The sequence below is a fragment of the Synechococcus sp. CBW1004 genome (assembly GCF_015840715.1).
Taxonomy (GTDB): domain Bacteria; phylum Cyanobacteriota; class Cyanobacteriia; order PCC-6307; family Cyanobiaceae; genus Cyanobium.
The window spans coordinates 1,789,793-1,815,240 of the sequence record NZ_CP060397.1; the positions used below are offsets into that span (position 1 = coordinate 1,789,793).

General features: G+C 68.5%; 20 protein-coding genes and 1 tRNA gene. 12 read left to right on the forward strand and 9 right to left on the reverse strand.

Translation table 11 applies throughout. The features are described 5' to 3' along the window. Nucleotides 1–82: 82 nt before the first annotated feature. Entirely contained in the window at nucleotides 83–1,657 is a 1,575-nt protein-coding gene (locus H8F25_RS08680) for a TM0106 family RecB-like putative nuclease (RefSeq protein WP_197213225.1), read from the forward strand. A gap of 130 nt (nucleotides 1,658–1,787) precedes the next feature. On the opposite strand, the gene H8F25_RS08685 is transcribed toward H8F25_RS08680, so the two are convergent. Together H8F25_RS08685 and pyrE are read right to left on the reverse strand one after the other, a co-directional pair. After that, nucleotides 1,788–2,918: a folate-binding protein YgfZ gene (locus H8F25_RS08685; protein WP_197213227.1), complete on the reverse strand. Its 1,131-nt coding sequence runs from the start codon at nucleotides 2,916–2,918 to the stop codon at nucleotides 1,788–1,790. Between the two features lie 362 nt (nucleotides 2,919–3,280). Continuing rightward, nucleotides 3,281–3,865, reverse strand: coding sequence for an orotate phosphoribosyltransferase (pyrE, locus tag H8F25_RS08690; RefSeq protein WP_197213229.1), 585 nt, complete (start codon nucleotides 3,863–3,865; stop codon nucleotides 3,281–3,283). A gap of 76 nt (nucleotides 3,866–3,941) precedes the next feature. Between pyrE and H8F25_RS08695 the strand changes: the two genes are divergently transcribed. The 4 genes from H8F25_RS08695 to H8F25_RS08710 all read left to right on the forward strand — a co-directional run bounded on the left by H8F25_RS08695 (nucleotide 3,942) and on the right by H8F25_RS08710 (nucleotide 7,290). Further along, nucleotides 3,942–4,589, forward strand: coding sequence for an Occludin/ELL family protein (locus H8F25_RS08695; RefSeq protein WP_197213231.1), 648 nt, complete (start codon nucleotides 3,942–3,944; stop codon nucleotides 4,587–4,589). A gap of 32 nt (nucleotides 4,590–4,621) precedes the next feature. Beyond that, a tRNA-Ile gene (locus H8F25_RS08700) sits at nucleotides 4,622–4,694 on the forward strand. 132 nt (nucleotides 4,695–4,826) lie between these two features. Beyond that, the gene (locus H8F25_RS08705) at nucleotides 4,827–5,930 is read left to right on the forward strand and encodes an integrase (protein WP_197213233.1); all 1,104 of its coding nucleotides are present in this window, start codon (nucleotides 4,827–4,829) and stop codon (nucleotides 5,928–5,930) included. Between the two features lie 187 nt (nucleotides 5,931–6,117). Beyond that, a complete protein-coding gene (locus H8F25_RS08710) occupies nucleotides 6,118–7,290 on the forward strand; it encodes a Fic family protein (RefSeq protein WP_197213647.1) in 1,173 nt (390 codons plus the stop codon). A 117-nt stretch (nucleotides 7,291–7,407) separates the two neighbouring features. Here the strand turns inward: H8F25_RS08710 and H8F25_RS08715 are convergent, their stop codons facing one another. Continuing rightward, nucleotides 7,408–7,707: a hypothetical protein gene (locus H8F25_RS08715; RefSeq protein WP_197213234.1), complete on the reverse strand. Its 300-nt coding sequence runs from the start codon at nucleotides 7,705–7,707 to the stop codon at nucleotides 7,408–7,410. 291 nt (nucleotides 7,708–7,998) lie between these two features. Here H8F25_RS08715 and H8F25_RS08720 point away from each other — a divergent pair, with 291 nt between their 5' ends. Both H8F25_RS08720 and H8F25_RS08725 read left to right on the forward strand, forming a co-directional pair. Continuing rightward, nucleotides 7,999–10,782: a DUF3987 domain-containing protein gene (locus H8F25_RS08720; protein ID WP_197213235.1), complete on the forward strand. Its 2,784-nt coding sequence runs from the start codon at nucleotides 7,999–8,001 to the stop codon at nucleotides 10,780–10,782. Nucleotides 10,783–11,086: 304 nt separating this feature from the next. Further along, entirely contained in the window at nucleotides 11,087–11,698 is a 612-nt protein-coding gene (locus H8F25_RS08725; protein ID WP_197213237.1) for a type IV toxin-antitoxin system AbiEi family antitoxin domain-containing protein, read from the forward strand. Nucleotides 11,699–11,742: 44 nt separating this feature from the next. Here H8F25_RS08725 and H8F25_RS08730 read toward each other — a convergent pair whose 3' ends face one another. The 3 genes from H8F25_RS08730 to H8F25_RS08740 form a co-directional block, all read right to left on the reverse strand. Then, nucleotides 11,743–13,074 carry a Fic family protein gene (locus H8F25_RS08730; RefSeq protein WP_231597285.1) on the reverse strand — a complete coding sequence of 444 codons (1,332 nt, stop codon included), beginning with the start codon at nucleotides 13,072–13,074 and terminating at the stop codon, nucleotides 11,743–11,745. Nucleotides 13,075–13,628: 554 nt separating this feature from the next. Further along, complete coding sequence (locus H8F25_RS08735) at nucleotides 13,629–14,612, reverse strand: IS5 family transposase (protein ID WP_197213239.1); 984 nt, start codon at nucleotides 14,610–14,612, stop codon at nucleotides 13,629–13,631. Between the two features lie 65 nt (nucleotides 14,613–14,677). Then, nucleotides 14,678–15,619 (reverse strand): LysR substrate-binding domain-containing protein, encoded by a 942-nt coding sequence (locus tag H8F25_RS08740; protein ID WP_197213241.1) that lies wholly within the window; start codon nucleotides 15,617–15,619, stop codon nucleotides 14,678–14,680. Between the two features lie 349 nt (nucleotides 15,620–15,968). Here H8F25_RS08740 and H8F25_RS08745 point away from each other — a divergent pair, with 349 nt between their 5' ends. The 3 genes from H8F25_RS08745 to H8F25_RS08755 are packed head-to-tail and all read left to right on the forward strand — an operon-like array spanning nucleotide 15,969 to nucleotide 18,523. Next, nucleotides 15,969–16,475, forward strand: a complete 507-nt coding sequence (locus H8F25_RS08745; RefSeq protein WP_197213244.1) for a hypothetical protein — start codon at nucleotides 15,969–15,971, stop codon at nucleotides 16,473–16,475. 33 nt (nucleotides 16,476–16,508) lie between these two features. Then, nucleotides 16,509–16,826, forward strand: a complete 318-nt coding sequence (locus H8F25_RS08750) for a hypothetical protein (RefSeq protein WP_197213246.1) — start codon at nucleotides 16,509–16,511, stop codon at nucleotides 16,824–16,826. Further along, nucleotides 16,823–18,523, forward strand: coding sequence for an AarF/ABC1/UbiB kinase family protein (locus H8F25_RS08755; RefSeq protein WP_197213248.1), 1,701 nt, complete (start codon nucleotides 16,823–16,825; stop codon nucleotides 18,521–18,523). Before H8F25_RS08750 ends, H8F25_RS08755 begins: the two co-directional genes overlap by 4 nt. Before the next feature lie 157 nt (nucleotides 18,524–18,680). On the opposite strand, the gene H8F25_RS08760 is transcribed toward H8F25_RS08755, so the two are convergent. From H8F25_RS08760 to eno, 3 genes are all read right to left on the reverse strand, one after another. After that, nucleotides 18,681–18,833 carry a hypothetical protein gene (locus H8F25_RS08760; RefSeq protein WP_197213250.1) on the reverse strand — a complete coding sequence of 51 codons (153 nt, stop codon included), beginning with the start codon at nucleotides 18,831–18,833 and terminating at the stop codon, nucleotides 18,681–18,683. Continuing rightward, the gene (locus H8F25_RS08765; protein ID WP_197213252.1) at nucleotides 18,830–20,311 is read right to left on the reverse strand and encodes a GGDEF domain-containing protein; all 1,482 of its coding nucleotides are present in this window, start codon (nucleotides 20,309–20,311) and stop codon (nucleotides 18,830–18,832) included. Before H8F25_RS08765 ends, H8F25_RS08760 begins: the two co-directional genes overlap by 4 nt. 235 nt (nucleotides 20,312–20,546) lie before the next feature. Further along, the gene (gene eno / locus H8F25_RS08770; RefSeq protein WP_197213253.1) at nucleotides 20,547–21,842 is read right to left on the reverse strand and encodes a phosphopyruvate hydratase; all 1,296 of its coding nucleotides are present in this window, start codon (nucleotides 21,840–21,842) and stop codon (nucleotides 20,547–20,549) included. 197 nt (nucleotides 21,843–22,039) lie between these two features. Between eno and gloA the strand changes: the two genes are divergently transcribed. Further along, nucleotides 22,040–22,489 carry a lactoylglutathione lyase gene (gloA, locus tag H8F25_RS08775; protein ID WP_197213254.1) on the forward strand — a complete coding sequence of 150 codons (450 nt, stop codon included), beginning with the start codon at nucleotides 22,040–22,042 and terminating at the stop codon, nucleotides 22,487–22,489. A gap of 3 nt (nucleotides 22,490–22,492) precedes the next feature. Then, the gene (locus tag H8F25_RS08780; protein WP_197213255.1) at nucleotides 22,493–25,441 is read left to right on the forward strand and encodes an ATP-dependent Clp protease ATP-binding subunit; all 2,949 of its coding nucleotides are present in this window, start codon (nucleotides 22,493–22,495) and stop codon (nucleotides 25,439–25,441) included. The last annotated feature ends 7 nt before the right edge of the window (nucleotides 25,442–25,448 follow it).

A 25,448-nucleotide genomic window follows, 5' to 3' on the forward strand; every position in this document is an offset into this window, starting at 1 on the left:
GTTCGTAGCAGCGCGCCCCCCCGCCGTGGCGCCTGCGGGTGCCGGCATGAGGGCAGGCCACCGCCGCGCTTAGCGTGCGGCGATGCCCGCGGCGCGAACATCCCATTCCGGAGCCGGTGCCCTCGCGGCCGCTCCTCTCACCGACCGGCTTCTTCGCAGCTGGCTGCGCTGCCGCCGCCGCGCCTGGCTGGACCGCCACGGCCCCCTCGAGCGACGCCAGTGGAACGCCCACCGGGCCCTCGCCCTCGATGAACAGCTGCGCTGCTTCCAGCAGCTGCTGCCCCAGCGCCCCGGCCGCGGCGAACAGGCCTGCAGCCGCGGCGAGGCCGGTGTGATGGGCCTGCGGCTGTATGGCCAGCTCCGGGCCCCGGGCCTGCATCAGCCCCTGGCCCTGGAGGCCCATCCGCCGCTGCTGCAGCGCGTCGACGGTCACAGCCGCTGGGGGCCGTTCGCCTATCGACCGGTGCTGGCCCGCCAGGGCCGCAACCTCACCCGCGAGCACCGGCTGCAGCTGACCCTGTGGGGACGCCTGCTCGAGGAGCAGCAGCAGGCGCCGGTGCCCCGGGCCCTGGTGGTGGGCCCCGGCGATCGCAGCCTGATGCGGGAGCCGCTGACGCTGACGCCGGCGCTGCAGCGCCAGCTCGATGAGAGCCTCGAGCGCCTGGCCGCGGATCTGGAACGGCCGCAGCCGCCGCCGCTGGTCAACGACCGCAAGAAGTGTGTGCTGTGCGGCTGGCGCACCCTCTGCGATGCGGTGGCCGCCGAGGAGGGACACCTCAGCGAGGTGAGCGGCATCGGCGGCAAGCGCCGCGATCTGCTGCTGGGCGAGGGCATCGGCAGCCTGAGCGAACTGGCGGCGGCCGATCCGGCACGGCTCGCCGAGGATCTGGCGGTGCATGGCGAGCAGCACCGGGAGGTGGCACCCCAGCTGGTCGCCCAGGCCCGCGTGCAGGCGCAGGGGGCTCCCCTGCGGCGCCCCAGAGCGCAGGGCGAGGCCCTGCCGGAGCTGCGCCAGGCCACAGGCGTGCTGATCTACGACATCGAATCGGACCCCGACGCGCGGGACGACTTCCTGCATGGCTTCCTGTCGCTGCAGCGCGATGCCGCGGGCCGGTGGCCAGGTCCGGTCGCGGGAGCCAGCACTGCGGATGCCAGGGGCGCGGCGAGTCCGAGCCACGCAGCCCAGGAGAGCGGTGCCTTCCATCCGCTGCTGGCCCTGCAGGAACACGGCGAGGCGCGGCTGTGGCAGCGGCTGCGCACCCTGCTGCGCAAACACCCCGACTGGCCGGTGCTCCACTACGGCGAGACCGAATCGATCTACCTGCTGCGGCTGGCCGAGCGACAGGGTGCCGGAGAGGCGGAGCGGCAGGCGCTCAAGGGCCGCCTGATCGACGTGCATCAGCGGCTGCGGCAGCACTGGCTGCTGCCGGTGAACAGCTACGGCCTCAAGGCGGTGGCTGGCTGGCGCGGCTTCCGCTGGAGCCAGAGCGGCGTCGATGGCGCACGCTGTCTGCTCTGGTGGCGCCAGTGGCGGCTGGGGGTGCGCACGCCGGCCCGCAGCCGCCACCAGCTGCGCCGGATCTTCACCTACAACCGCGACGACTGCCTGGCCACCTGGGCGGTGGCCGCCTGGCTGCTGGAGCAGGACGAGGGCTGAGACAGCGACCGCGCCTCGGGCGCGGCACACCTCCACCCAACGCAGAGCGCACCGGAACGGTGGCGATGGGGCGTGGCAAAGGCTGCGAGGCAGCCCCTGCGGCGGCCCTGGAGGCGCCTCGCGTGGGTGATCAGCCCGCCGGTCGGCCCGCCCCACCCGCGCCCACCGGCGGGGCCACGAACGCCTCCGGCAGCGACAGCTGCAGCGTCAGCGGTTCGGCTCCCTCCCGCTCCGCCACCAGCGTCGCCGCGTCCAGGGCTGAGCGGCGCACCAGGGCCAGGCCGATCCAGCCGCTGCCATCGGCCAGGTCGAGGGCGGAGGTGACCACCCCGGCCCGCTCCTCACCGGCCCGCAGCGGGGCTCCCGGGGAGGGGCCCTCGGCACCGGGCACGAACCAGCGGCGCAGCTGACGCCTGACGCCGTCGTAGGTGGCGAGCTTGGCCAGGGTCTCCTGGCCCACGTAGCAGCCCTTGCTGAGGCTCACCCGCGGCGCCAGGCCCAGCTCGAAGGGATTGGTGTCCTCATTCACCTCGGCGGGGCAGGCGGGCCAGCCCTGCTGGATGCGCCAGCGCTCGCGCCGCTCCGCCTCCAGACGTGGACGGGCCAGCAGGACCTGGGCCGCGGGCTCCAGACCGCCCGGGGCCGCAGCGTCGGCATCAGAGCCCACGAGAACCAGGGCATCTCCCAGCCAGAAGCCCTGCCCACCCTCCAGGGGCCGCCAATCGGGGAGGCCGGATTCCGCCGAGCCGGCCGCCTCCGGAGCGGTGCCGGACGACGCAGCCTGCACGGCGTCACCGGCTCCAGGCACCGGCTCCAGAAGGACACCCTCAGACAGAGGGCCGAGCTCGACCGCATCGGCAGGGAACAGCACCCGATCGAGGGCCTGGCGCACCCCTGCTCCCTCCCCCTCGCGGATCACCAGCCAGGCACCGTCCTGCGTCACCAGCACCTCGGCCAGGGCCCGCAGGCGCGCCGTCGGTGTGATGCAGCAGGTGGAGAGCCACTGTCCCGGGCGGGCCAGCTCGATCGCCTGGCTCGTCTGGCCGTGCAGGAAGCGCAGGCTGTCTGGTCCCCGCAGCTCCAGCAGCGAGACCGACGAGGCCACCACGCTGGCCGAGGCGGGGCGCCAGTCCCAGGGAGTGGCCGCAGCGGAGCGCTCCTCACTGGGCGCCGCGTCCGCGAGGGTCTGGGAGGTGGCGGTGGGGGTCAGGGAGGTGGCGGGGGCGATCGAAGCGTCGGCGGAGGGGTGGGGATCGGCCATGGCGGGAGCGGAGATCGGCAGCGGGGAATCGGGAGTGAAGGGAGAGAAGAGGGGGAGCGAACCACGGTGCGAGCCGGTTGGGACCCGAGCCGGAGCCGGTGCGCTCTCTGAACCGGCCGGTCCAGCCCCCAGGGACCGCGCCGCTGGTCCTCCAGCCAGGAGCCGGGACAGGGCAGCAGCCAAGGGCCGGCAGCCACAGCGATCCGCTCACCAGGTGGAGCTGGCCGGGGTGCAGGGGCCCCGGGAGAACGGGCGCCCACCCTGGCGCCCGGTGAGCCCGCCTGGGGCCGGCGGGCCTGATCGCGGAAGCGGCCCGGAGCAGCCAGGCCGGCGGCGGGCAGTCGCCAGAGGCGTTGCAGGGCTCAGCCAGCCAGCTCCGCCTGGGCCGCCGACACCTCCTCCAGCAGGAAGAGGCTGCGCAGCCCCAGGCCAGCCGCCTGCATCGCCTCGGCGCCGCCCTCCTGGCGGTCGACGATGGCCACCACCTGCTCGACCACATAACCGGCCTCGCGCAGCTGGTTGACGGCCTTGAGGGCCGAACCGCCGGTGGTGACCACGTCCTCCAGAACGGTGATGCGGCTGCCGGCGGGTGGCAGGGGCCCCTCCAGCCAGGCACCGGTGCCATGGCCCTTGGCCTCCTTGCGCACGATCAGGGCGTCGAGGTCGCGGCCGGCCAGGGCGGCCTGCAGAGCCACGGCGCTGACCAGAGGGTCGGCACCGAGCGTCAGGCCCGCCACCGCCGCAGCGCCGGGCTCCACCAGCTCGAGCATCGACGCCCCCAGCAGCGCCAGGCCCTGGCCGCTGAGGCTGACCGGCTTGCAGTTGACGTAGTGCTCACTGGTGCGCCCCGAGGCGAGCGTGAAGCTGCCGCGCCGGTAGGCGCGCTCCGCCAGCAGCCGCAGCAGGGCAGCGCGGGCCTCGGAACCGGTCAGGGCGGGAACAACCATCAACGGGGACGGCCAGACTGGTGGCCGGAAAACTCACTCGCTAGTTTGTGCCCGCCGTGCGCGGGCCCTGCAGGACATGCCTACCTCCCTCAGCACGACTGACGACGGCGCCGGCAACAGCACCCGAAGCCGACGGAGCAGCCGGCCACTGGCCTGCGCCGGGCTGGCCATGGGGAGCCTCGGCCTGATCTGCGGCGCGACCGGTGACGCCGCCCAGGCAGGCCCCCTGTCCTGCACCACCAGCCTCGAGGCCCCGATCATGGCGACCCGCGAAGCCTCGGGATCCCTGGCGATTCCCGCGTCGCCGGTGGAGGTGACCCGTTGCGTGCCGGTGGAAACCGTGCCGCAGCTGATTGAACGCCGGGCGTACACCTGGACGCCTCCCTACGCCCCGGGCGTGGACCTGCTGCGCCAGGCGACGTCGATCCTCGGGATCGCGATGGGCGGCATCGACGGCAACCGGGTGATGGGTTTCGGGTTCCCGGATCAGACACTGATCTGGGATGGGACGGCGATCCAGAACACCACCAACGCCCTGCTCGAAGAGCAGTCGAGCCCGATGCCCCTGCGCACCCCGGACCTGGTGAGCGTGTTCAGCACCAGCCTCGGCAGTGGCGGCAGACTGGCCCAGCCGCCCAACCCCGAGGAAGGCGGAATGCCCTCGGTCTACCTCAATCCGCCGCTGCTGCTACCCACGCAGAACGGCAATACTCAAGGGTTCTGAACATCTGCGGCGCATCCGAACGGCGCCACAACGGGGGTCTAGCAATCTGGTGAATGCAGCGGACTCATAATCCGCCTTAGGCGAGTTCGATCCTCGCGACCCCCATCCCAGAAAACCCAGTCACCACAAGGGTTTTCACGAAATCCGCCAGCCAGCACCCGAGGCTCATCTAGGCACGGATTAGGCACAAAAGAGCCCCTTTTGGGCGAGAGTAGGCACGCTTTTAGGCACGCCTCCATGGCCCCCAGGGACCCCTACCTGGCACGCATCAACCGGGCGCTGCGGGACCTTGGCTCCAGCGTCAGCCTGGAGATCTCTCCGTCCGGCGGCCGGCTACGCCTGCGCGCGTCGCTGCCCACGCCGGATGGTGGCTGGAAGCAGCGGCGCATCACCACCGCCTTTCCTTACCCCTCCGGAGTCGACCAGGCACGCCAGCTCGCCGAGGAGCTCGGCCGCGACCTGGAGCTGCACCGCCGAGGCCTGGAGGCGTTCCCTCTCGATCGCTGGCTGCAACCGGCTCGAACACCTGGGGAGGATTCCGCGGGAATCAGCGGTCAGGAGGCGGTCAGCCGGACCGAGACCTGGTGGCGGCAGCAGCGCAGGCGCGGCCCCAGCGCCGACGTCACCTGGACCACCACCTATGCCGCACCGCTGAGACCCCTGCTCAGTCAGGCCGACGTCACCATCGACACGCTGCGTGCGGTGGTGGAGAGCAAGCCGATCGGCAGCTGCAGTCGGCGCAAGGCGGCTCTGGCGGCCACGGCCGTGGCGCAGGCCCTGGAGATGGGCACGGAAGCGGTGCAGGAGCTCAGGGTCCTGGGCAAGGGCTACACCCCCTTGAAGGATGCGGCGCCGCGCAACCTCCCTGGCGACGATGAGATCGTCGCGGTGATCGATGGGCTGCCGTCAGGGTGGCAGTGGGCTGCGGGGATCTGCGCCACCTATGGAGCCAGGCCCCATGAGGCGCTCCTGATGCCAGAGGTTGAGAACAATGGCCTGGTCGTGATCCGTGGCGGCAAGACCGGAGCCCGGCAGGGCCTGCCGCTGCCGAAGGCGTGGATTGACCGCTGGGATCTCAGGAGCAAGCGCCTGCCGGCCATCAACCTCGATCGCGACCACCGCACAGTCGGCTCACAGCTGGGAGTGGCTCTGCGTCGCCACGAGGCGCCATTTCTCCCCTACGACCTGCGCCACGCCTGGGCGGTGCGGGCGATTCACAACCCGCAGATCAGCCCCTCGCTGGCGGCCAAGAGCCTCGGGCACTCCCTGATGGTCCATACCTCTCTGTATCAGCGCTGGTTCGACAGCGCCTCGATGGCGTCACTTGTTGCGCAGATGTGAGGCGAAGCCCTCCACGTCCACCAAAGGGCCACTGACACCGGGCTGGCCCTTAGGCGGAGAGGCCCGACGAGGCGCCGGAACCCCATCGGCCAGCCGGGAAGTCCTGCCAATGCGACGCCTTATTAAAGGGAAAAGCGCCAGGCTTTAATAGGAAGTGACCTTGTTCAAGTTTCGCGGTGGTGGGCTGATGAAGCGCCTTGGCGCAGGTCGTTACGAGATCACCAGCACCGCTGGCGAAGAGGTCCGTGCCTTCGTCCCGGCGCCATTGCCGCCTGAACCACCCGTCCAACTGGGTGGAGCACTGCAGGGGTTGCACGAGCAAGCACTGTTGGCCTGCGGACGCCTGGATGGGGTTTCGACCCTCCTTCCCGATCGGGACCTCTTCCTCTACGCCTACGTTCGGCGGGAGGCCTTGCTGTCCTCTCAGATTGAGGGCACGCAGTCGTCCTTGTCAGACCTGCTGCTGTTCGAGCTCGAAGAAGCCCCCGGAGTTCCCTTCGATGACGTCGTCGAGGTCTCCAGTTACGTGTCGGGGTTGGAGCACGGCCTGGGGAGGCTGCAAGAGGGGTTCCCCCTCTCCTGCCGCCTGCTCCGCGAGATCCACGCCCGGCTGTTGGCCAGGGGCCGCGGAGCCGATCGGCTGCCGGGAGAGTTCCGACGGAGCCAGAACTGGATCGGCGGCACCCGCCCAGGCAATGCCCGCTTCGTGCCCCCGCCTCCCGGGCTGGTGGAGGCGTGCATGGGGCAGCTGGAGCAGTTCATCCACGGGGGGCCCCAGGGACAGCACAACCTGCCCTTGCTGGTGCGGGCTGCGCTGGCCCACGTGCAGTTCGAGACGATCCATCCGTTTCTCGATGGCAACGGTCGCCTGGGCCGCCTGCTGATCGTGCTGATGCTGATCGACGCAGGGGTTCTGCAGCAGCCATTGCTCTATCTGAGCCTGTTCTTCAAGGAACACCGCAGCCGCTACTACGAACTGCTGGACGGCGTGCGTCAGGACGGGGACTGGGAGGCCTGGATCGACTTCTTCCTCGAAGGGGTCGAGAACACAGCGACTGCTGCGGTCAGCACCGCTCACAGGCTGCTCGCGTTGTTCCGCGCCGACGAGGCCAGGCTGGGCGGTCTGGGGCGCTCGGGGCCCAGCGTGCGGCACGTGTTCACGGCCCTCAGCAGGCGTCCACTGAACAGCATCAACCAGCTGAGCACCGCCTGTCAGCTGAGCTTTCCCACCACAGCCAAAGCCCTTGAGACCTTGGTGGATCTGGGAATTGTTCGAGAGATCACCGGCGGTCGGCGCAATCGCCTCTTTGCCTACGACGGCTATCTGACGATCCTGAGCGAGGGGGCCGAGCCGCTCTGACGAGGGCCTTCGGTCTTGGTGACGCGGGGATCAGCGAGGGGGATGAGAGGCAGATCGGACTGCTGCTGCTGACGCATGTCCTGGCCAGGGACCGGCTGGGCCAAGGCCTTGATGGCCTCACTTGTTGCGCAGATGTGAGGCGAAGCCCTCCACGTCCACATACAGCGTCCTGCGTTTGCCGGTGTCCCCGGTGGTCGCACTGACGAACTGAGTTGGGATGCGGCCACGGTCGATGGCGACCCGCAAAGCACGGGCGCTGGGGAAGTGGAGAGCCCGGGCGGCCTCCGCCAGGGGCAGCCAGGGGCTGCTGCTGAGCGTGGGCTTGAGCTCAAGGCGAGCCTGAATCACATTCAGCTGGGCGCAGATGAGATTGAGCTGCTGCTTGATGTCATCCGCAGCTGTCAGAGACGTGCTCATGGCAGTTGAATTCGCACCGCACCATTTGAGCCCCTGAAATCAGCGATTGAGCTCGGTTGAACCGTGCAAACCGTGCAGATTTACAGGACTTGCACGGTTTGCACGGTTGCGGGGCATCCGGCAATGCCGCGCAGGAGCCCAAATGAAAAGGCCGCAGCGAAGTTCGCCGCGGCCCTGAGTTCGTGGTCTCCTGATTATGGCATCTCCGGCGATTGCTGCGGCTGCTTTCTGCTGGGTTGTTTCACAACGCAGAAACGGGTTCCGGGCCTCTGCCTTCATGGAGGTTCGGCGATGAACCCTTGTGCCTACAGCGCTCTCAGGGAGGCGGCCGTTCGCCTGCTGCAGCTGAGGCTGAGCATGCAGACGGTGATTCCGGTGGCGCTTCCCGCCGAGTCCTATCCCGCAACCAGAAAGAACGGAGCAACCGGTCGGCGGGACATTCAGCGCGACAAGAATGGCAAGCCCCTGCCTGCCTATGTGGGCAAGAATCCGAGTTTCTGGAAGGCGGACGGAACGCCGACTCAGACGAGTCACCGGAAAGCGGTGGATGAGGCAGAGCTGCTGGCAAGAATTGATGTTGCGGAACGCCTTGGAAAGCCGATCGGGCTAGCTGTCATCCCATCCACGGATGTGGTGGTGATCGACTTCGATCGCAAGAACTATCCATCACAGGAAGCTTGCGACCGTGAATGGCTGGGATTGCTGGATCTTTATCCAGAGCTGACGCAGACCCGGCTTGAGCGCACGCCCGGCGGCGGGGTCCACATTTACGTGCAGCCGGCTGACGGGATGGCCAGCTGGCGGAGTGCGGCAGGGTCACTGCACTGCCAGTTCACGCCCGTTCCTGGCGGTGAGCATCGCGGGGAGGTGCTGGCCGGCACCCGGGTGTGCGTCTGTGCCCCGACCCGCAGCGGAGCCGGTGCCTATGAGCTGGTCAACCCGGATCACGCCTACAGCGTGGTTGAGGTGCCGGATCTGGCCTCCATCGGCATCTACCCGAAGGTCAACGCAACACCTGAACCCACGGTTCCGCCGTCGTCGTCGCGGCCTGCCAGCGAGAGGAGAGCCCCGAACGGCCTGAACACCATTCCGCAGTTGGCCGATCTGATCGGCAGCAGGGCGCAGGAGGTGCTGAGGGGTGGGCGGCCCTATGGCGCGGACGCATCGGCCGTGGCCGATCGGAGCCTCCAGCTCACCGGCTTCGTGAAGGAGCTCTGGAGCTGGCACAACCTGCTGCTGGAGCAGGGGTGGAGGTTTGAGGGTGATCCCGATCAGTTGCTGGCGCAGGCGATCGCCGCCCTCGACATCGGCGACAAGGCGGAACGAGTTCTGGCGTCCATCATTCGGGCGGATTGTCGCCATCGGGATCCCGACCGGGCGGAGCGTCACTACGCCTGGCTGGCGGGTGATCGTTCCCGCCGTTGGGGTGGCCGCGGCGATGGCCAGGGATCGAGCAGTGGGGTCTGCGGTACTGCCGCGTCCGATCCCAGTCAGCCGCCGCCGCTGAGCCGCGAGGAGTGTCGCGATCGGTTTCGGGATGCGGTTGCCGCCCATCGCTCGCCCACCGAGGTGGAGCTGCTGCTCGGCGAGCTGGTGGATGAATCCCAGCTCCATCCCCAGGAGCTCCGCCAGCTGCTGGCAGCGGTTCGGATCGAGGCAGAGCAACGCGATGTCCTGCGGCAGGAAGCCAGCGCCCTGGAAGAGGATCTGGCCCGGCACCAGGCCCGTGCACCGATCACCCTGGATGGCTTGTTTCCCGCGCCGTTGGCGGAGGCGATCCGGCGGATCACAGAACACCTGCCGTACTGCGATCACGTGGTGGCCACGGCCTACCTGGCGGGCGTCAGCGGCCTGGTGAAGCTGGGCACGACGATCTGCGGCAACCCCTACACCGACTTCGTCACTCCGGCGAATCTGTACGTCGCGACGGTGGGCCGCTCCGGTCAGAAGAAAACGCCCCTGGAGAAGTTGCTCGTCCGCCGTCCGGCGCAGGAGCTCAGGCGGGAGATGGCTGCGGCCAACAGCCGTGCGATGGAGACATGGCTGAAGCAGTACAAGGGCTGCAAGAAAGACGAGCGGCCGCCCAAGCCGGTGGCGATCTACCTGCAGATTCAGGACTACACCGGGGAGGCCTTCGTTCAGCAGCTGCAGGAGCTCGATAAACGAGGGCTGAGCGTGCTGGTGCTGCGCGATGAGCTCGCGGGCCTGTTCGGTGCGATGAACGCCTACCGATCCGGCCGCGGGTCCGATGAACAGCAGCTGCTGGAGCTGTTTGACGGGCAGGCCTACACCTCGCTGCGGGTGTCAGCCGGCGATCGCAGTTATGACCGCTGTCAGGTGAGCATCTATGGGGCGATTCAGCCCGGCGTGCTGCGGGAGCTGATCAAGGGCGGCGACCCCTCAGGTAAATGGGCGCGCTTTCTGTTCTCTCCTCTGCCGGAGAACACGGTGCCCCTGCCCACCGCGATCAGTGCGGAGGGCGTGACAGCGGTGAACAGGGCCAATGAGGATCTGCAGGTCTATGCCCGCCGGATCTACACGATGCCGGCGCAGCGCTACCAGCTGGATCTTGAGGCGATCGTGGCCTTCAGTGCCTACGAGCACGAGAAGCAGATCCAGGCCCAGCAGGCCCGACTGGATGCCCAGGGGGCGCTCTACGGCAAGTCAGCGGGCAAGGTGCTCCGGGTCGCAGTGTTGCTGCACCTGCTGCAGCTGGCGGTGCTGAACGAGCCGGGTGAAGGGGAGGTCCCGGTGGCCACGCTGCAGCGGGCCATCGAGTTGGTCGACGCCATGGATGACTGGGCCCTGGGCTTCCATGAGCAGGCCGCGGCCGGTGAGGAGGAAGGAGGCGTCTCCTCGCTGATGCGGCGCATTCACACCCTGGCCCGCAAGGCCAAGGGGGCGGTGAGCTGGACGCAGCTGCGTCAGCAGATGAGCGGCCGCGAGAAGAAAGGCACCAACGCAGCTCTGGCTGATCAGGCGATGCGGGCCCTGGCTGAACTCGGTGTCGGCGAAGTCTGCGAGGGGCCCCGTGGGGGTCTGCTGTACCGGGCCACAGCAGACCTGCCCATGTGAGGGAGAGGGACACCATGGGGGAGGCGGCTGTGTCCCCCTGACAAGTCCAGTGCCCACAAGGGGAGAGAAGGAAGGAGGGAGAGGGGGACCTGTTGTTGCTCTTTCTTGGCTGCTCCCCTTTCTGTGGGCGTGATCGAAAAAACACGACCCCTGCTCCCTCCTGTCCCCCCATGGAGAGAGCCCAGTCAGGCAGAGCGTTCTGGTGGGGGAGCGTGGTGCGTCCCCTGGGCCGTCCCCCCACTGCTTTGCGACGAAAAGGGCATAGCTGAGCCTCAATGTGCAGGTTTTGTCGCATAATTGGTTCATGCCCCCCGTCCTGGACAGGAAAGAAACGGCCCTGAAGCTGGCCCGCAGCCGCGGCCTCCTACGCGCCAGGGAGGCCGCGGCGGCTGGTGTTGATCGTTCGACCCTGGCGCGGCTGTGCGACAGCGGCCTGCTGGAGCGGCTGGAGCGCGGGGTTTATGGCCTGCCTGCCGCGGCCGTTCGCGAGCACGTTGACCTGGAGATCGTCGCCAAGCGGGTCCCCCAGGCAGTGTTCTGCCTGCTGACGGCCCTGCGGCTGCACGGTCTGGGGACACAGCAGCCCCGCCGGGTCTGGATCAGCCTGCCGCGGGGGGGCGCCCATCGGCCCACCCTCCAGTTCCCGCCGCTGGAGATGATCCATGTACAGCCAGAGCTGCATCGGCTGCAGGTGGAATCACGCCGCTCCGGTCCGATCCGGCTGAAGGTCTACGGGGTGGAGAAGACCCTGGTCGACTGCTTCCGCCATCGCCGCCGGCTCGGCATGGAGCCCGTGCTGGAGGCCCTGAAGGATGCGATCAGCCAGAGACGGCTGAACGTCGATGAGCTCTGGCGTCAGGCGCAGGCGCAGCGCATGCAGCGGGTGATGACTCCGTACCTCGAAGCACTGCTGTGAAGGCCAATCGGCTGCTGGACCCGACACCATTGGGGTGATGCGGGTCAGCTCGGTAGGCGACTGGTGAGATCAGCCGGCACCCGGAAAACCTCCCGCTTGCCGTCCTTCTCCGGGGTCAGCAGGCCGCGGCCTGCCAGCTTCTGCAGATCGCTCCGGGCGGTCTGGTTACTGACGCCATGACTGTTCTGGTGGGAGAGCACCGTGTAGCGGAACCCCGCATGGAGCAGGGCATGGCGCAGCAGGGCCAGCTGGCGGTGGTTGAGTCCATCCATGCCCTCCAGACGCCGCTGCAGCAGAGCTACCTCATTGGCCTTGCGCTCCAGATACGCGTGCAGGTTTGCGATCGCCTGCTGGATCACCGTCACCTGGGCCAACAGGAAGTAGGTCAGGTCGTTGTCATCGGTTTCGCAGAGCAGGAAGGAACGCTCGTACCTCGCTCGGGCCTGGTTGATCACCGAGGAGATCGAGATGAACTCAAACAGCCAGTACCCCTGCTTGAGCATCGACCAGTAGAAGAGCGCCCTTGCCGTGCGGCCGTTGCCATCGCAGAACGGGTGGTCATAGGCCAGCCAGAAATGCAGGGTGATGGCCCGCACCACCGGGTGGATGAACACGGCCGGGGTTTCACCATTGGCGAAACGGCACAGCTGCTCCAGGCGCGCCTCCAGCTCACTTGCTGCCGGCGGCACGTGGAACACGGTGCCATAGATGTCATCGACCACCACCTCCATGTCGGGAGGACGCAGCCGGCCGGCATCGGCGGGGTCATCCAGCGTCTTCTCGCTCACCAGCCGATGCAGATCCAGCACCAGCTGCGGAGTCAGGGCGTGATCCTTCAGTTCCCGGATCCGCTGCATGGTCCGGAAGTTGTTGAGGATCATCTGCTCGGAGCGATCCCTTGGCGCGCGGTGGCTGCGGATCATGGCCTTGGCCACGTCCCGGGTTGTGGCGGCGCCCTCCATCTGGGAGGAGGTGATCGCCTCCTCCATCAGTGAACTCAGCAGGTAGCGATCGCGTGTGGAGGCCGTGGTGACGGCCTCTGGTGCCATCACGCTGGCCCCGGCCTTCATGTCGATCTCATGCAGACCCTTGAGCAGTAGGGGCGGCTGGCAGAACCAGAAAGGGCTGCCTTCGCTGCTCAGCAGGGGCAGCGGAGTGCCGGTGCCGCGTCTTGAGAGCTTCTCGGCCAGCCACCACTGCTCATGGCTCAGACCCTGCGGGGCAGGGCGATGGCGCAACTCGTCCCAGTGGAAGTAGCGATCCCCCTGGTTGCTCGCCGCGAGCTGAGCGAGCACGGGCATGGCCTCATGCAACCCGCCGGCCTGGGCGAGCAGTGCCTCCAGCGATGGAGGCCTGCGGGGCAGACGGGTGGGCAACTCCCAATGAACTCCTAATTTTGTCCAAATTAGGAGGTTGTTAGGAGTTGCGCGAGGTCCGCGTTGAACTCGGGCATCCCGGGCATGGCTGTCCGCTCCTGCCTAGTCCAGCCCTTCTTGTCTGCCAGGCACCGTGAGGCCGGTGGTTCCGGCTGCGCTGGCGACGCGCTGCGGTCGAAGACGGCCGTCCTTCAGCGTGCCACTGCTGCGCCGTGGCTGACGTCAGAAAGCCGCCGCCGACCTCCGCGCTGGGGCCGGTGTAGTGGGTGTTGGCGAGATGCCCTCTCCCGCGGCTGCGGCAGCAGGGCATCCCGTCCCATGCCGTGGCGGTTGGGGAATCACTGACACCGCCACGGGGTGTCTAGGGAAGCTCTGATCAAGACCGGGAATTGAGCGCAAGCGTGTCTCATTCTCGCCAATGAGACACAAGTGGGGTATTTTGTCCTTGGCTACTCGCCAGGTGCTCCAATCCAGGGCCTGACTGGCTTATTTCTCGTGAGTTCCCCGATCATTTTTGGCTGCTCACCCTCAAGATGGCACACTTATTCTGTCATTTACGCTGTAGAAGGACAACGTTCGCGCACCATCCAGAGATTGGCGAGGGCAAACAGCATCGTCAGCTTGAGGTTGTTCTTGCGGATGCTTCGGTAGAAGACCTTCCGAAATCCAAACTGGCACTTGATGATCCGAAATGGATGCTCCACCTTTGCCCTGACATGTGCTTTCGCCGCCTCCATCAGATCCAGCAGTCTTCCCTCTGGGGTGTCCGGTAGAACTCGGCGCTGTCCGGGCTTCATGGCGATGCGCATCTCTGCTTCGCAGTCCTTGAACGCCTCACGCTTTTCGATGCCGATGTGGCCAGAGTCGCCGTAGATCACGCGTTCCTCGCCATGGACGCGATCGGGTGCCGTGTTCAGCTCATGGACGTTGGCAGCCGTGCTCACCACGGAATGGACCAGACCCGAGGCTGCATCCACACCGATGTGGCACCGCATCCCAAAGAACCACTGGTTGCCTTTGGCCACCGAGTGCATTTCAGGATCCCGCTCGCCCGTCTTGTTCTTGGTTGAACTGGGAGCGTTGATGATTGTGGCATCGAGGATCGTACCCTCCTTAAGCATCACGCCCTTCTCCCGCAGGCTCTGGTTCACCGTCTCCAGGATCTGCTCTGCTATCCGATTCTCTTCCAGGAGGTGGCGGAAGTTCAGGATCGTCGTCTCGTCAGGGATCCGGTCCTCAACCATGTCGATCCCAGCAAAGCGGCGGAAGCAGGGGGTATCGATCAGCATCTCCTCCATCAAGGGATCGGAAAGCGTGAACCACTGCTGCAGCAGGTGGATGCGCAGCATCACCTCCAGCGGAAACGGTGGGCGCCCGCCCTTGGCAGAAGGCCTGTGGTACACAGGCGAAATCAAGGCCAGGAAAGGATCCCAGGGCACTGTGGCTTCCATCTCATCGAGGAAGCGCTGCCGGCGCGTTTTCTTCTTGGCGTAGGTCTGCTCGTAGTCCGTGAAACCCAACTGGAGGGGGGCCGCCATCCGCTGCCAGTCTCATTATTGGAACTGTACTGATTCTATCGGGTTTTTCAGGGGTTCCTTAGCTCTTATTTCAGGTCAGGCCAGGCCATGGTGTGATTTTTCGAGGTGCCCACCAACCGCACGTCCGGATGCCGGTCCACCAGCTCCCGTGCCCGTCGCTTCAGATGGGCCAGCAGCTGCCGGCTGCGGGGATGCGCCAGGAAGCGGCGGGGCACGACCAGGGTGTCGCCCACCTCGAGCGGGATCGGCACGGGCAGGATCACCCGGGGAGTCGGAAACAGGCCGAGGCTCACGGAGGTGGCGTAGCCCACGGTGACCTCGTCAGCGGTCTGGCCTTCCCAGTGCGCCTGGTCGTAGCGACGCAGGTCGCAGGGGGTGCTCCACAGGCCCAGCTCCTGCAGAGCGGCCTGCACCTTCGGAAACGCCCCATCCGGCAGGGCCAGGGAGGGGTAGTGGTGCACATCGTCCAGGGTGACGGCCTCCTTCAGGCGCAGCAGCGGATGGCCGGCGGCCACCACCAGGTGGGTGGGCAGCCGCGTCAGGTGCACACAGGCCAGATCGGGATCGTCGGCGTCCGGGATGTCGGGAAAACAGCCGATCCAGGCGTCGATCACTCCGCTGCGCAGGTGCTGCTGTGGTGTGCTGACTTCCAGGAAATCGAAGTTGCCCGCCAACCAGCCGGCTGGGAGTGGCTCGAGAAACAGGGGGCCTGAGTAGTACTGCGCTTCGATCCGCAGCGGCAGGTCCATCTGCCAGCGGTACAGCTGATGCGAGCTGCGTTCCAGATCCAGGAGGTTGCGATCACCCAGGATCTGCCATTCTCCGCCCTGTTTCTCCAGTTTCAGCTCAAAAGTGGCCGCCACCTTCCTGGCGGTGCGTGCCACGGTCGCCTGGTCCACCCCGAGTCTGCGCGCGGCGTTTTCGCCGGTGCGCAGCCACACCAGGTAGTCGAAGCACGAGAGGGTTTCGACGCTGACGATCACGCTTCCCGGTTCAGCGGTGGACACCGCCTGTCGTCAGATGGGCTTGCTCCCGATTTGATGGTCAGAGCTGGGCTCAAAGAGATGGCCCTCATGATACCTGGCTGGCCGCTGGATCCCCTGGGCTGGTGATCTCAATGTCGAGAAGAGTGCGGTGTGTCGTATAGCCTGCCGCTGCGTTTTCCTCCTCCTGATTCAGCAGGTGAATCGCCGACCGTCATGACTTCTCTGGCCGCCATGGCCATGGAGGGTGAGCGAGCACGCGAACGGCGCCCGTGAAGGGGTCACCGGCAGCCGCCGCCAGGCCCGCCGCTGTCGGGACCGGCGGTGACGGCGATGGCACACTGACCCGGAGATTTCCGCAGCGCGAGCCCCGATGGCCTCTCCGGCCGATGCCGCTCCGGCCACCAGTCGATCCCAGGCCCGCCCGGTCCGACCACGGGGCTGGAGGGGCTGGCTGCTGCTGGGCGCCTGCTTCGGTCTCGGCTACGGCATCACCCACCGCCTGCTGGCGCTGCGTCTCGAGACGGGCTGGAGTGGCCGCCAGCGCTTCGAGGTGAAGACGTTCCCGGGCACCGAGCTCGAAACCCTGCGCAGCCGTTTCGGGGATGCCTCGATGCAGATCCGGGGGGACCTCGATCTGCTCGAACTGGAGCGTCAGCAGACCAAGGACGCCGCCGCGATCGAGCAGCGCCGCATCGAGATGGAGGAGCGCGAGCGTCGCCGCCAGGAGAGCGCCAGCCGGGATGAACCGCAGCCCGAGCCCGCCCCGGTCGATCCCGGCGCCGATCTGCCTCCCCTGCCCGAGCCTCCCGTGTTGCCACCGGAACCGTCTCCCCCTGTCGCGCCTCCGGCCCCGGCGGCTCCCACCCCGACGCCCTGATCTGCCATGGTTGGGGCAGTGCCCGGCTAGGTGATGAGCGCGCCGCAGAATCTTCTCCAGGCCGCCGTGAACCGCCTGGCAGCCCGCGTGGGCAGTGCCGTGGCCGATACCGCCGCCGGCCTGGCGGTGCTGGCCCAGGACGCCCCGGCCCGCCTGCAGCAGGAGCTGACGCTGTTCTGGCAGGAGGTGGAACTGGAAGCCGAGCGCCTTGAGCGCGGCGATGCCGAGCCGGCCGCTGACGCGGATGCCGGCAGCCCGGCCGATCACCCCTCCGATCCCCAGGAGCAGATCGATCGTCTGCGGGCGCAGGTGGCCGCCCTGGCACGTCGGCTGGAGTCCCCGGTTCCTTGAGCGCCCCCCTGCCCTGGCTGCCGCGCCTCACCCGCCCGCTGCGCATCTGGTGGCTGGCCAGTCGCCTGTTGGCCGGTCTCTGGTGGGATGGCCAGCGCTGGACCTATCGCGGTGGTCCCACGCCGGAGCGCCGAGCCGAGCGGCAGCGGCGGCGCGCCCGCTGGCTGGTCGGTGAATTTCTGGCCCTCGGCTCGGCCTTCATCAAGCTCGGGCAGCTGCTCTCGGCCCGGCCCGATGTGCTGCCGGCCGACGTGGTCGAGGAGTTCGCGCGCCTGCAGGATCGGGTGCCCAGCTTCCCGTTCAGCGTCGTTGAGGAGCTGCTCAGCCAGGAGCTGGGCGAGCGCTGCGCCGAGATCATCGACCTGGAGGTGGAGCCGCTCGGGTCCGCCAGCCTCGCCCAGGTGCATCGCGCCAGCCTGCGCAGCGGTCGTCAGGTGGTGTTCAAGGTGCAGCGGCCGGGCCTGGAGCAGCGCTTCCGTCTCGATCTGGAGGTGCTGCAGCAGGTGGCCGCCGCGGTGCAGCGCCACCCCCGCTGGGGCCTGGGCCGCGACTGGCTCGGCATCGCCAAGGAGTGTCGCCGCGTGCTGCTGCGCGAGCTTGATTTCCGCCTGGAGGCCGAGCACGCCGCGCGCTTCCGCCAGCAGTTCCTCGATGACCCCGGCATCCGTGTGCCGGCGGTGGTCTGGGAGCTCTCCTCGCGCCGGGTGCTCTGCCTCGACTACGTGCCCGGCATCAAGATCACCGACCGCGCCGCGTTGATCGAGGCGGGCCTGTCGCCGTCCGCGGTGGCCGAGAAGGGAGCCGCGAGCTACCTGCAGCAGCTGGTGCGCTTCGGCTTCTTCCACGCCGATCCCCACCCCGGCAACCTGGCGGTGGCCAGTGATGGTGCCCTCATCTACTACGACTTCGGGATGATGGGGCAGATCTCCGAGCGGCTGCGCAGTCGCATCGGCCGCATGGTGCGCCAGGCCGCCGCCCGCGATGCCGCCGGCCTGGTCGGAGAGCTGCAGCAGGCCGGCGTGATCGCCGCCGGCATCGATCCGGGGCCGGTGCGGCGTCTGGTGCGTCTGATGCTCAACGAGGCGCTGACGCCGCCGTTCACGGCCGATGTGCTGGGCAAGCTCTCGGGCGATCTCTACGACCTGGTCTATGGCCAGCCGTTCCGTCTGCCTCCGGAGCTGATCTTCGTGATGCGGGCCCTGTCCACCTTCGAAGGCGTGGGCCGCAGCCTGGATCCGGGCTTTAGCCTGATGGCGATCGCCCGCCCCTATCTGCTGCCCCTCATGACCTCCAGCGGCGCCGGCGGCAACGATCTGTTCAATGAGCTCTCGCGCCAGGCGGCCGAGGTGGGCAGCCGTGCGCTGGGCATCCCCCGCCGGCTCGACGAAAGCCTCTCGCGCATCGAGCAGGGGGATCTGCAGGTGCAGATCCGCGCCGGCGAGACCGACCGCCTCCTGCGTCGCCTCGCCCTGGCCCAGCAGTCCGCCGGTCAGTCTTTCCTGCTGGGAGGTCTGGCGGTGGCCGCGGCCCTGCTGGCCGCCAGCAGCCGCCCGGCCCTGACGGCCGTGCCTCTGGTGCTGGGTCTGCCGGTGGGGCTCGGATGGCTGAAGCTCCAGGCCCGCCTCAAGCGTGATGGCCGCCTCGAGCAGCTGCCTGCGGCGGCGACGGTGGTCAGCAGCGAGCCTCCGACGGCCTGAGGCTCCAGCCTTTCTCCGGTCCGTCTCTCCGGGCGCGTCGGGAGGATGCCGACACTCCTGTGCAAGCGAGCCGCCTCCCAACGATCGGCGACGTGTTGGCCCAGCCGGCCTCGAAGGGGGATCGGCCTCCCACGTGTCCCGGCTTGCGGCGGTCGTCTCAGCTCAGCACCAGAAACACCAGCGCCCCCAGGATCATCAGGGCGAAGAAGACCAGAAGCGGACAGGCACGCCCGATGCCGAGGACGCTGATCGTCTGGGGCAGACCCAGGGACCGTTTGCATCGGTTCATCGTGTTGATGATCGCGTTCATGGAGAAGTTGCAGGGGGGGTGGGGTTGGGTTGGGGCGACGGGGTCGCCGCGGGGCGGCCCTTGACGCGGTACATCGCCTGATCCGCCAGGGACCAGGTCTGCTCCAGGCTCCTGCCGGCTTCGCTGAGTACCGCTCCGATCGAGGCCTGGATCCCCATCGTCTGCAGGCGGACACGCAGCCGCTTCACCAGGTCGTCGAGGCAGCCTGTGTTCGGCTGGAACACGAGCACGGCGAATTCGTCGCCGCCGACTCGGGCCAGCAGGTCGGTGTCGCGCAGTTCATCCTTCAGCTCCTTCGCCGCCTGCTGCAGGATCGCGTCCCCCTGTGCATGGCCCTGCGCATCATTGATCTGCTTGAAGCCATCCAGATCGATCACCAGCAGTCCGTAGCGGTGACCGTGGCGGCGGCGGCGGCTCTCCTCGCGGATCAGAGCCTCATCCCAGGCACGCCGGTTGGCCACGCGGGTCAGGCCATCGGTGCGGCTTTCCGCCGCCAGGACCTGATTCAGCCGTCGCATCCGGATCTGGGAGCTGCGGCTCATCAGCACGACGGCACTGGTGGCGAGCAGTCCGATCAGGAACACAAAGGCGGAGCTCCGGCGTGGGACGCGATCGAGCCGGCTGTGGTCGATGCTGATCTCTGTCTGCAGCAGCTGGTTGGCGAACGGCACCAGCTTGAGGCCGAGCAGTTTGTGGTCCTCCTCCTCCAGACTCGGCATGGCCCGATGCAGCGTCAGCGGATCCTTCAGCACGGTGGCGGGCTTGACCTGCACGCGCATGGCCAACTCGCCCGACCCGCCCGGAAACATGTCGTTGAGACTGTGATCGTGGCCGCTGGCCTGCATGGTGGTGGCGTTCAGGTCCACCAGGGCGAAGGCGATCCGGTCGGGGCTCCTGGTCGGCCATGGCCCATAGAGAAAGGCGAGCCATGAGGAAGCCTCACCTGCAGGCTGCGTCGGCTGCGGCTTCGGGCCGCTGGGCTGGTGGCCGTGAGCGTGATGCCCGTGATCCTTGTTCAGGGCGGGAATGCCGAAGACCCGGACCGCCATGGGGTTGAGGCCGTACCCCAGGTTGCAGCGATGGGTCTGCAGCTCGGCGAGGGTGGACCGGGAGGCCCGGGCGATCTGTGTCGCCATGTCGCTGGAAGGCGCGGCGGCCAGGCTGCCGCCGGGAAGGCTCTGCAGCACGGAGAGGGCCTCAGCCCGGCTGATTCCATTGGCTTGGAAGGTTGCCAGCTCCCGGGTGGAGGGAGTGAGCACGCCGATCGCTGTCGATGGTGCTGGCGTTGTGCTCAGGTGTTCAGACTCGCCGCTGACCACCTCGCTGCGGGCCACGGACAAGGCCGAGAGGACCTTGGTGATGGCCGTGCAATTGGAGGACGACAGGTGATCGACCACCGACGCGCCCAGGGACTCCATCTGCTCGTGCAGCACCCGGTAGGTGAGCAGGGTGGACGCCGCCGTCAGCGACAGGCCCACGCCCGCGAGGATGAAGCACAGGCGTGAGCAGCCTGTGCCGGCGATTTCGTCACTGACCGCATCAGGGCCAGTCCCCGCGGAGGAACCCCTCACGAACGACCTCACAGTCACTGCAGACCTGCAGTGATTCAGCGCAACAACCTATGCATGAACGTGCCTACTTTCGGTCCGGAGGCCACGCGAAGGCGAGGTCCTCATCGAATCTTCACTTTTGCCGGCAGGGCGCAGGCGCTCCTCAGATCCCCTTGCCCCGCGGACCCCGGTCCACCGTGCCGGCGTAGACGGCCTGGCTGCCCAGTTCGTCCTCGATGCGCAGCAGCTGGTTGTACTTGGCGACCCGGTCGCTGCGGCTGAGCGAGCCGGTCTTGATCTGGCCGGCGCGGGTGGCCACCGACAGGTCGGCTATGGTCACGTCTTCGGTCTCGCCGCTGCGGTGGCTGATCACGCTGGTGTAGCCGGCGCGGCCGGCCAGGTCGATTGCCTGCAGCGTCTCGGTGAGGGAGCCGATCTGGTTCACCTTGATCAGGATCGAGTTGGCCACGCCCCGCTCGATGCCCTGCTGCAGCCGCTCGGTGTTGGTGACGAACAGGTCGTCGCCCACCAGCTGCACGGTGCTGCCCAGCTTCTCGGTGAGCAGGCGCCACCCCTCCCAGTCGTCCTCGGCGATGCCGTCCTCGATCGAGACGATCGGATAGCGGCTCGCCAGCTTGGCGAGTTCCTCCACCATCTCGGCGCTGCTGTAGCTGCCGCCACCGAAGGCATAGCGGCCGTCCTTGAAGAACTCGGTGCTGGCCACATCCAGCGCCAGCGAGATCTGATCGCCGGGGCGATAGCCGGCCTTCTCGATCGCCTGAACCAGGATGTCGCCGGCGGCGTCGTTGCCCAGGTCGGGGGCGAAGCCGCCCTCATCGCCCACCGCTGTGCTCATGCCGCGCTCGTGGATCAGGCCCTTGAGCGTGTGGAACACCTCCGCGCCCATGCGCAGCGCCTCGCGGAAGCTGCCGGCGCCGTGGGGCACGATCATGAATTCCTGGAAGTCCAGGCTGTTCGAGGCGTGGGCGCCGCCGTTGATCACGTTCATCAGCGGCACCGGCAGCAGGTTGGCCAGCGGGCCGCCCAGATAGCGGTAGAGGGGCAGATTGACGGCGCGGGCGGCGGCGTGGGCGTTGGCCAGGCTCACCGCCAGGATCGCGTTGGCACCCAGCGCCGACTTGTTGTCGCTGCCGTCGAGCTCGTTCATGGCGCCGTCGACGGCCACCTGGTCGAGGGAGCTGAGGCCGCACAGGGCCGGCGCGATGCGCTCCTCGATGTTCTCGACCGCCTTGCTGACGCCCTTGCCGAAATAGGCGCGGCCGCCGTCGCGCAGCTCGTGGGCTTCGTGGGCGCCGGTGCTGGCGCCGCTGGGCACGATCGCGCGGCCGCTGACGCCTCCCTCCAGCCACACCTCGGCCTCGACGGTGGGCGTGCCGCGTGAATCGAGCACCTCGCGGGCGACGATCGAATCGATCACGAAGTCGAGGGAATCGAGCACGAGCGCTTAATGCACAACTGTCGCGATCCTATGGGTCGCCCCCGCCACCCTCGCTGCAGCGATGCGCACGGCGGAGGGGCGCCTGCACTGCTTTGTGACTGTCTCCGTCGCCCGTTCCAGGGCTGGCCGGCGACCGCCGGCCGCTCGCCCCTCCCCCGCTGCCGCTGGCCACAATGGGGTGAGTGCAGCCCCTGCCGATGCGATTGCTCCACACCATGCTGCGGGTGGGGAACCTGGAGCGTTCCCTTGCCTTCTACATCGATGTGCTCGGCATGCAGCTGCTGCGTCGCCGTGACAATCCCGAGCACCGTTACACCCTGGCCTTCGTGGGCTATGGGTCCGAGAGCGAGACCGCCGTGCTCGAGCTCACCCACAACTGGGACATCGATCACTACGACCTCGGGACGGCTTACGGCCACATCGCCATCGGCTGCGATCAGGTGGCGGCCACCTGCGCGGTGATCCGCGAGCGGGGTGGCCGCGTGGTGCGGGAGCCCGGGCCGGTGAAGGGCGGCAGCACCGTGATCGCCTTCGTCGAGGATCCCGACGGCTATCGCATCGAGCTGATCGAGCGCCCCGTCGCTGCCATGCCCCCGGGGGGGACAGGCAGCGCCGCCGGCGCCGGCCTCGCTTCGCCCGCGTCCTGAGCGATGGCCTCCTCTGCTCCTGCCGGCCCCACGCCCGCCAGCCTCACCGCCGAGCCGGAACGCTTCAGCGAACAGGCCTGGGAGCTGCTGCTCTCCAGCCAGGAGACCGCACGCCAGTGGCGGCACGGCAGTCTCGATGTCGAACACCTGCTGATCACGCTGCTGCGCGACCGGCGCTTCGCCGGCTGGATCGATCCGCTGCCGCTCGATCCCGATCGCCTGCTCGATCAGCTGGAGAGCTTCTGCGCTGTCCAGCCCAGCACCCGTGAGGACAACCTCTTCATCGGCGAGTCCCTCGAGCAGCTGCTGGAGGCGGCTGAACGCTGGCGCGCCGAACGCGCTGAGCCGGAGATCGATCTGCCCCAGCTGCTGCTGGCGCTGTTGCGCGAGCCCCGCATCGGCGCCTCGCTGCTGGCCGAAGAGGGCCTCAGCGAAGACCTGCTGCTGCGCCAGTGGCGCCCCGGCGGCAGTCGCCTCACCACCCGCCCGGCCGAGGCCGACGACGTGGAGGGCGCGGGCGCTTCTGCCGCGCGTGCGTCCGCACCCCGCCGCCGCCAGGCCGTTGGTGGCGGCCCCGGCGAGATGGTCGGCGAGCGCTCCTCTCGCCCCCTGCCTTCCCGCGAGGCATCTCCCCCGTCCCGCCGCAGCCCGGCCGCCGAGGACGACTGGATCGACAGTCCCCGTTCCCGTGCCGTCGGAACGCCGTCCTCCGTCGTCGTCAGCGGCTCTGCTGTGTCTCCGGCGGCCGTCCCGGGCCAGGACCGCGAGCCCGGCCTGCGGCTCGAGCGCCTCAGCGGTCCCGACGGGGAGGCGGCGGAGCTCACGGCCCTGGAGCGTTTCGGCCGCGATCTCACCGCCGCCGCCCGCTCCGGTCAGCTCGATCCGGTCGTCGGCCGCGACACCGAGATCCGCCGTCTGATCCAGGTGCTCTCCCGCCGCGGCAAGAACAACCCGGTGCTGATCGGTGAACCGGGCGTCGGCAAGACCGCCGTGGCCGAGTCGCTGGCCCAGCGCATCGTGGCCGGCGAGGTGCCCGACGCCCTGCGCGGCGTGCGGCTGGTGTCGCTCGATCTGGGTGCCCTGATCGCCGGCGCCAAGTTCCGCGGCCAGTTCGAGGAACGCCTGCGGCAGGTGCTCGACGAGGTGCGCGAGCCCGACGCCAGCGGCCCCGGCGCTGGGGGCGTCGTGCTGTTCATCGATGAGCTGCACACGATCGTCGGGGGCGAGCGCTCCGCCCCCGATGCCGCCAGTGTGCTCAAGCCGGCCCTGGCCCGCGGCGACCTGCGCTGCATCGGTGCCACCACCCCCGAGGAGTACCGCCGCACGATCGAGAAGGATCCGGCTCTCGAGCGCCGCTTTCAGCAGGTGCTGATCCGCGAGCCCGACCAGGACACCTGCCTGCAGATCCTGCGCGGCCTCAAGGAGCGCTACGAGCTGCACCACGGCGTCACGATCACCGACGCGGCCCTCGCCGCGGCCGCCCGCCTGGCGGATCGCTACATCGCCGACCGCTGTCTGCCGGATTCGGCCATCGACCTGGTCGATGAGGCCGCGGCCCAGCTGCGCATGGAGGTGACCTCCAAGCCGCGCGCCGTCGAGGAGGCCGAGGCGCGTCTGCGCCGGGTGGAGCTCGCTCTGCTTTCGGCAGAGGCGGCGCCCCTGGAGGAGCGCGTGCAGCTGCAGGAGGAGCGACGCCTGGCCCATCAGGATCTCGAGGCGCTGCAGGAGCGCTGGGCCGGCGAGCGGGAACGGCTGGCTGAGCTGCGGGCCCTGTTGCAGCAGGACGAGGATCTGCGCCATGCCATCGCCGAGGCGGAGCGTGCCGGCGATCTCGAGGAGGCGGCCCGGCTGGAATACGACCAGCTCCGGGCGCTGCAGCAGCGCCGCCAGGACCTGGAGGCGCTGCTGGAGGCCGAACCGATGCTGCGGGAGCAGGTGGAGCCCGGCGACATTGCCGATGTGGTGGCCCGCTGGACCGGCATCCCGGTGCAGCGGCTGCTGGCCGGCGAGCGCCAGAAACTGCTCGACCTGGAGCAGCGTCTCGGCCAGCGGGTGATTGGCCAGCCGGAGGCGGTGGCGGCGGTGGCGGCGGCGATCCGCCGGGCCCGGGCCGGCATGCAGGCTCCCACCCGGCCGGTGGGCTCATTCCTGTTCCTCGGTCCCACCGGCGTCGGCAAGACCGAGCTGGCCAAGGCCCTGGCGGCCTCCCTGTTCGACGAGGAGGAGGCGCTGGTGCGGCTCGACATGAGCGAGTTCATGGAGCGCAATGCCGTGGCCCGTCTGGTGGGTGCGCCGCCCGGCTACGTCGGCTACGAGGAGGGCGGCCAGCTCACCGAGGCGGTGCGCCGCCGCCCCTATGCGGTGCTGCTGCTCGATGAGGTGGAGAAGGCCCATCCCGAGGTGTTCAACCTGCTGCTGCAGGTGCTCGATGACGGCCGCCTCACCGACTCCCAGGGCCGCACCGTCGATTTCCGCCACACGGTGGTGATCCTCACCAGCAACCTGGCCAGCCGCGCCATCCTCGAACATGCCCGCGGTGGTCTGGAGGAGCGCCAGCTCGAGCAGGCGGTGGATGAGGCGCTGGCATCGCGCTTCCGCCCCGAGTTTCTCAACCGCATCGATGAGGTGATCCGCTTCCGGCCGCTGGCACCGGCGGATCTGCAGCGGATCGTGCGCCTGCAGCTGGCGGAACTGGCGGGGCTCCTGCAGGAGCAGCAGCTGGGCCTGCAGGTGGAGGAAGAGGTGGTCGAGGCCCTGGCGGCACAGGGCTATGAGCCCGAGTACGGGGCGCGGCCGCTGCGGCGGGTGCTGCGCCGCCGCATCGAGAATCCGCTCGCCACCGCCCTGCTGGAGGAGCGCTTCCGCCGCGCCAGCGGCGTGCGCGTCGAGCGGGCCGCGTCCGAGGGTGTCGGCGGGTCGCCGGAGCTCCGCTTTCTGCCGCTCAACCCGTAGCTGCGGT

Excerpts from the sequence above, each read along its gene's own strand:
- H8F25_RS08680 (WP_197213225.1), top strand. The coding sequence starts at position 83 with ATGCCCGCGGCGCGAACATCCCATTCCGGAGCCGGTGCCCTCGCGGCC.
- H8F25_RS08685 (WP_197213227.1), bottom strand. The coding sequence starts at position 2,918 with ATGGCCGATCCCCACCCCTCCGCCGACGCTTCGATCGCCCCCGCCACC.
- pyrE (WP_197213229.1), bottom strand. The coding sequence starts at position 3,865 with ATGGTTGTTCCCGCCCTGACCGGTTCCGAGGCCCGCGCTGCCCTGCTG.
- H8F25_RS08695 (WP_197213231.1), top strand. The coding sequence starts at position 3,942 with ATGCCTACCTCCCTCAGCACGACTGACGACGGCGCCGGCAACAGCACC.
- H8F25_RS08705 (WP_197213233.1), top strand. The coding sequence starts at position 4,827 with ATGGCCCCCAGGGACCCCTACCTGGCACGCATCAACCGGGCGCTGCGG.
- H8F25_RS08710 (WP_197213647.1), top strand. The coding sequence starts at position 6,118 with ATGAAGCGCCTTGGCGCAGGTCGTTACGAGATCACCAGCACCGCTGGC.
- H8F25_RS08715 (WP_197213234.1), bottom strand. The coding sequence starts at position 7,707 with ATGAGCACGTCTCTGACAGCTGCGGATGACATCAAGCAGCAGCTCAAT.
- H8F25_RS08720 (WP_197213235.1), top strand. The coding sequence starts at position 7,999 with ATGAACCCTTGTGCCTACAGCGCTCTCAGGGAGGCGGCCGTTCGCCTG.
- H8F25_RS08725 (WP_197213237.1), top strand. The coding sequence starts at position 11,087 with ATGCCCCCCGTCCTGGACAGGAAAGAAACGGCCCTGAAGCTGGCCCGC.
- H8F25_RS08735 (WP_197213239.1), bottom strand. The coding sequence starts at position 14,612 with ATGGCGGCCCCCCTCCAGTTGGGTTTCACGGACTACGAGCAGACCTAC.
- H8F25_RS08745 (WP_197213244.1), top strand. The coding sequence starts at position 15,969 with ATGGCCTCTCCGGCCGATGCCGCTCCGGCCACCAGTCGATCCCAGGCC.
- H8F25_RS08750 (WP_197213246.1), top strand. The coding sequence starts at position 16,509 with ATGAGCGCGCCGCAGAATCTTCTCCAGGCCGCCGTGAACCGCCTGGCA.
- H8F25_RS08760 (WP_197213250.1), bottom strand. The coding sequence starts at position 18,833 with ATGAACGCGATCATCAACACGATGAACCGATGCAAACGGTCCCTGGGT.
- gloA (WP_197213254.1), top strand. The coding sequence starts at position 22,040 with ATGCGATTGCTCCACACCATGCTGCGGGTGGGGAACCTGGAGCGTTCC.
- H8F25_RS08780 (WP_197213255.1), top strand. The coding sequence starts at position 22,493 with ATGGCCTCCTCTGCTCCTGCCGGCCCCACGCCCGCCAGCCTCACCGCC.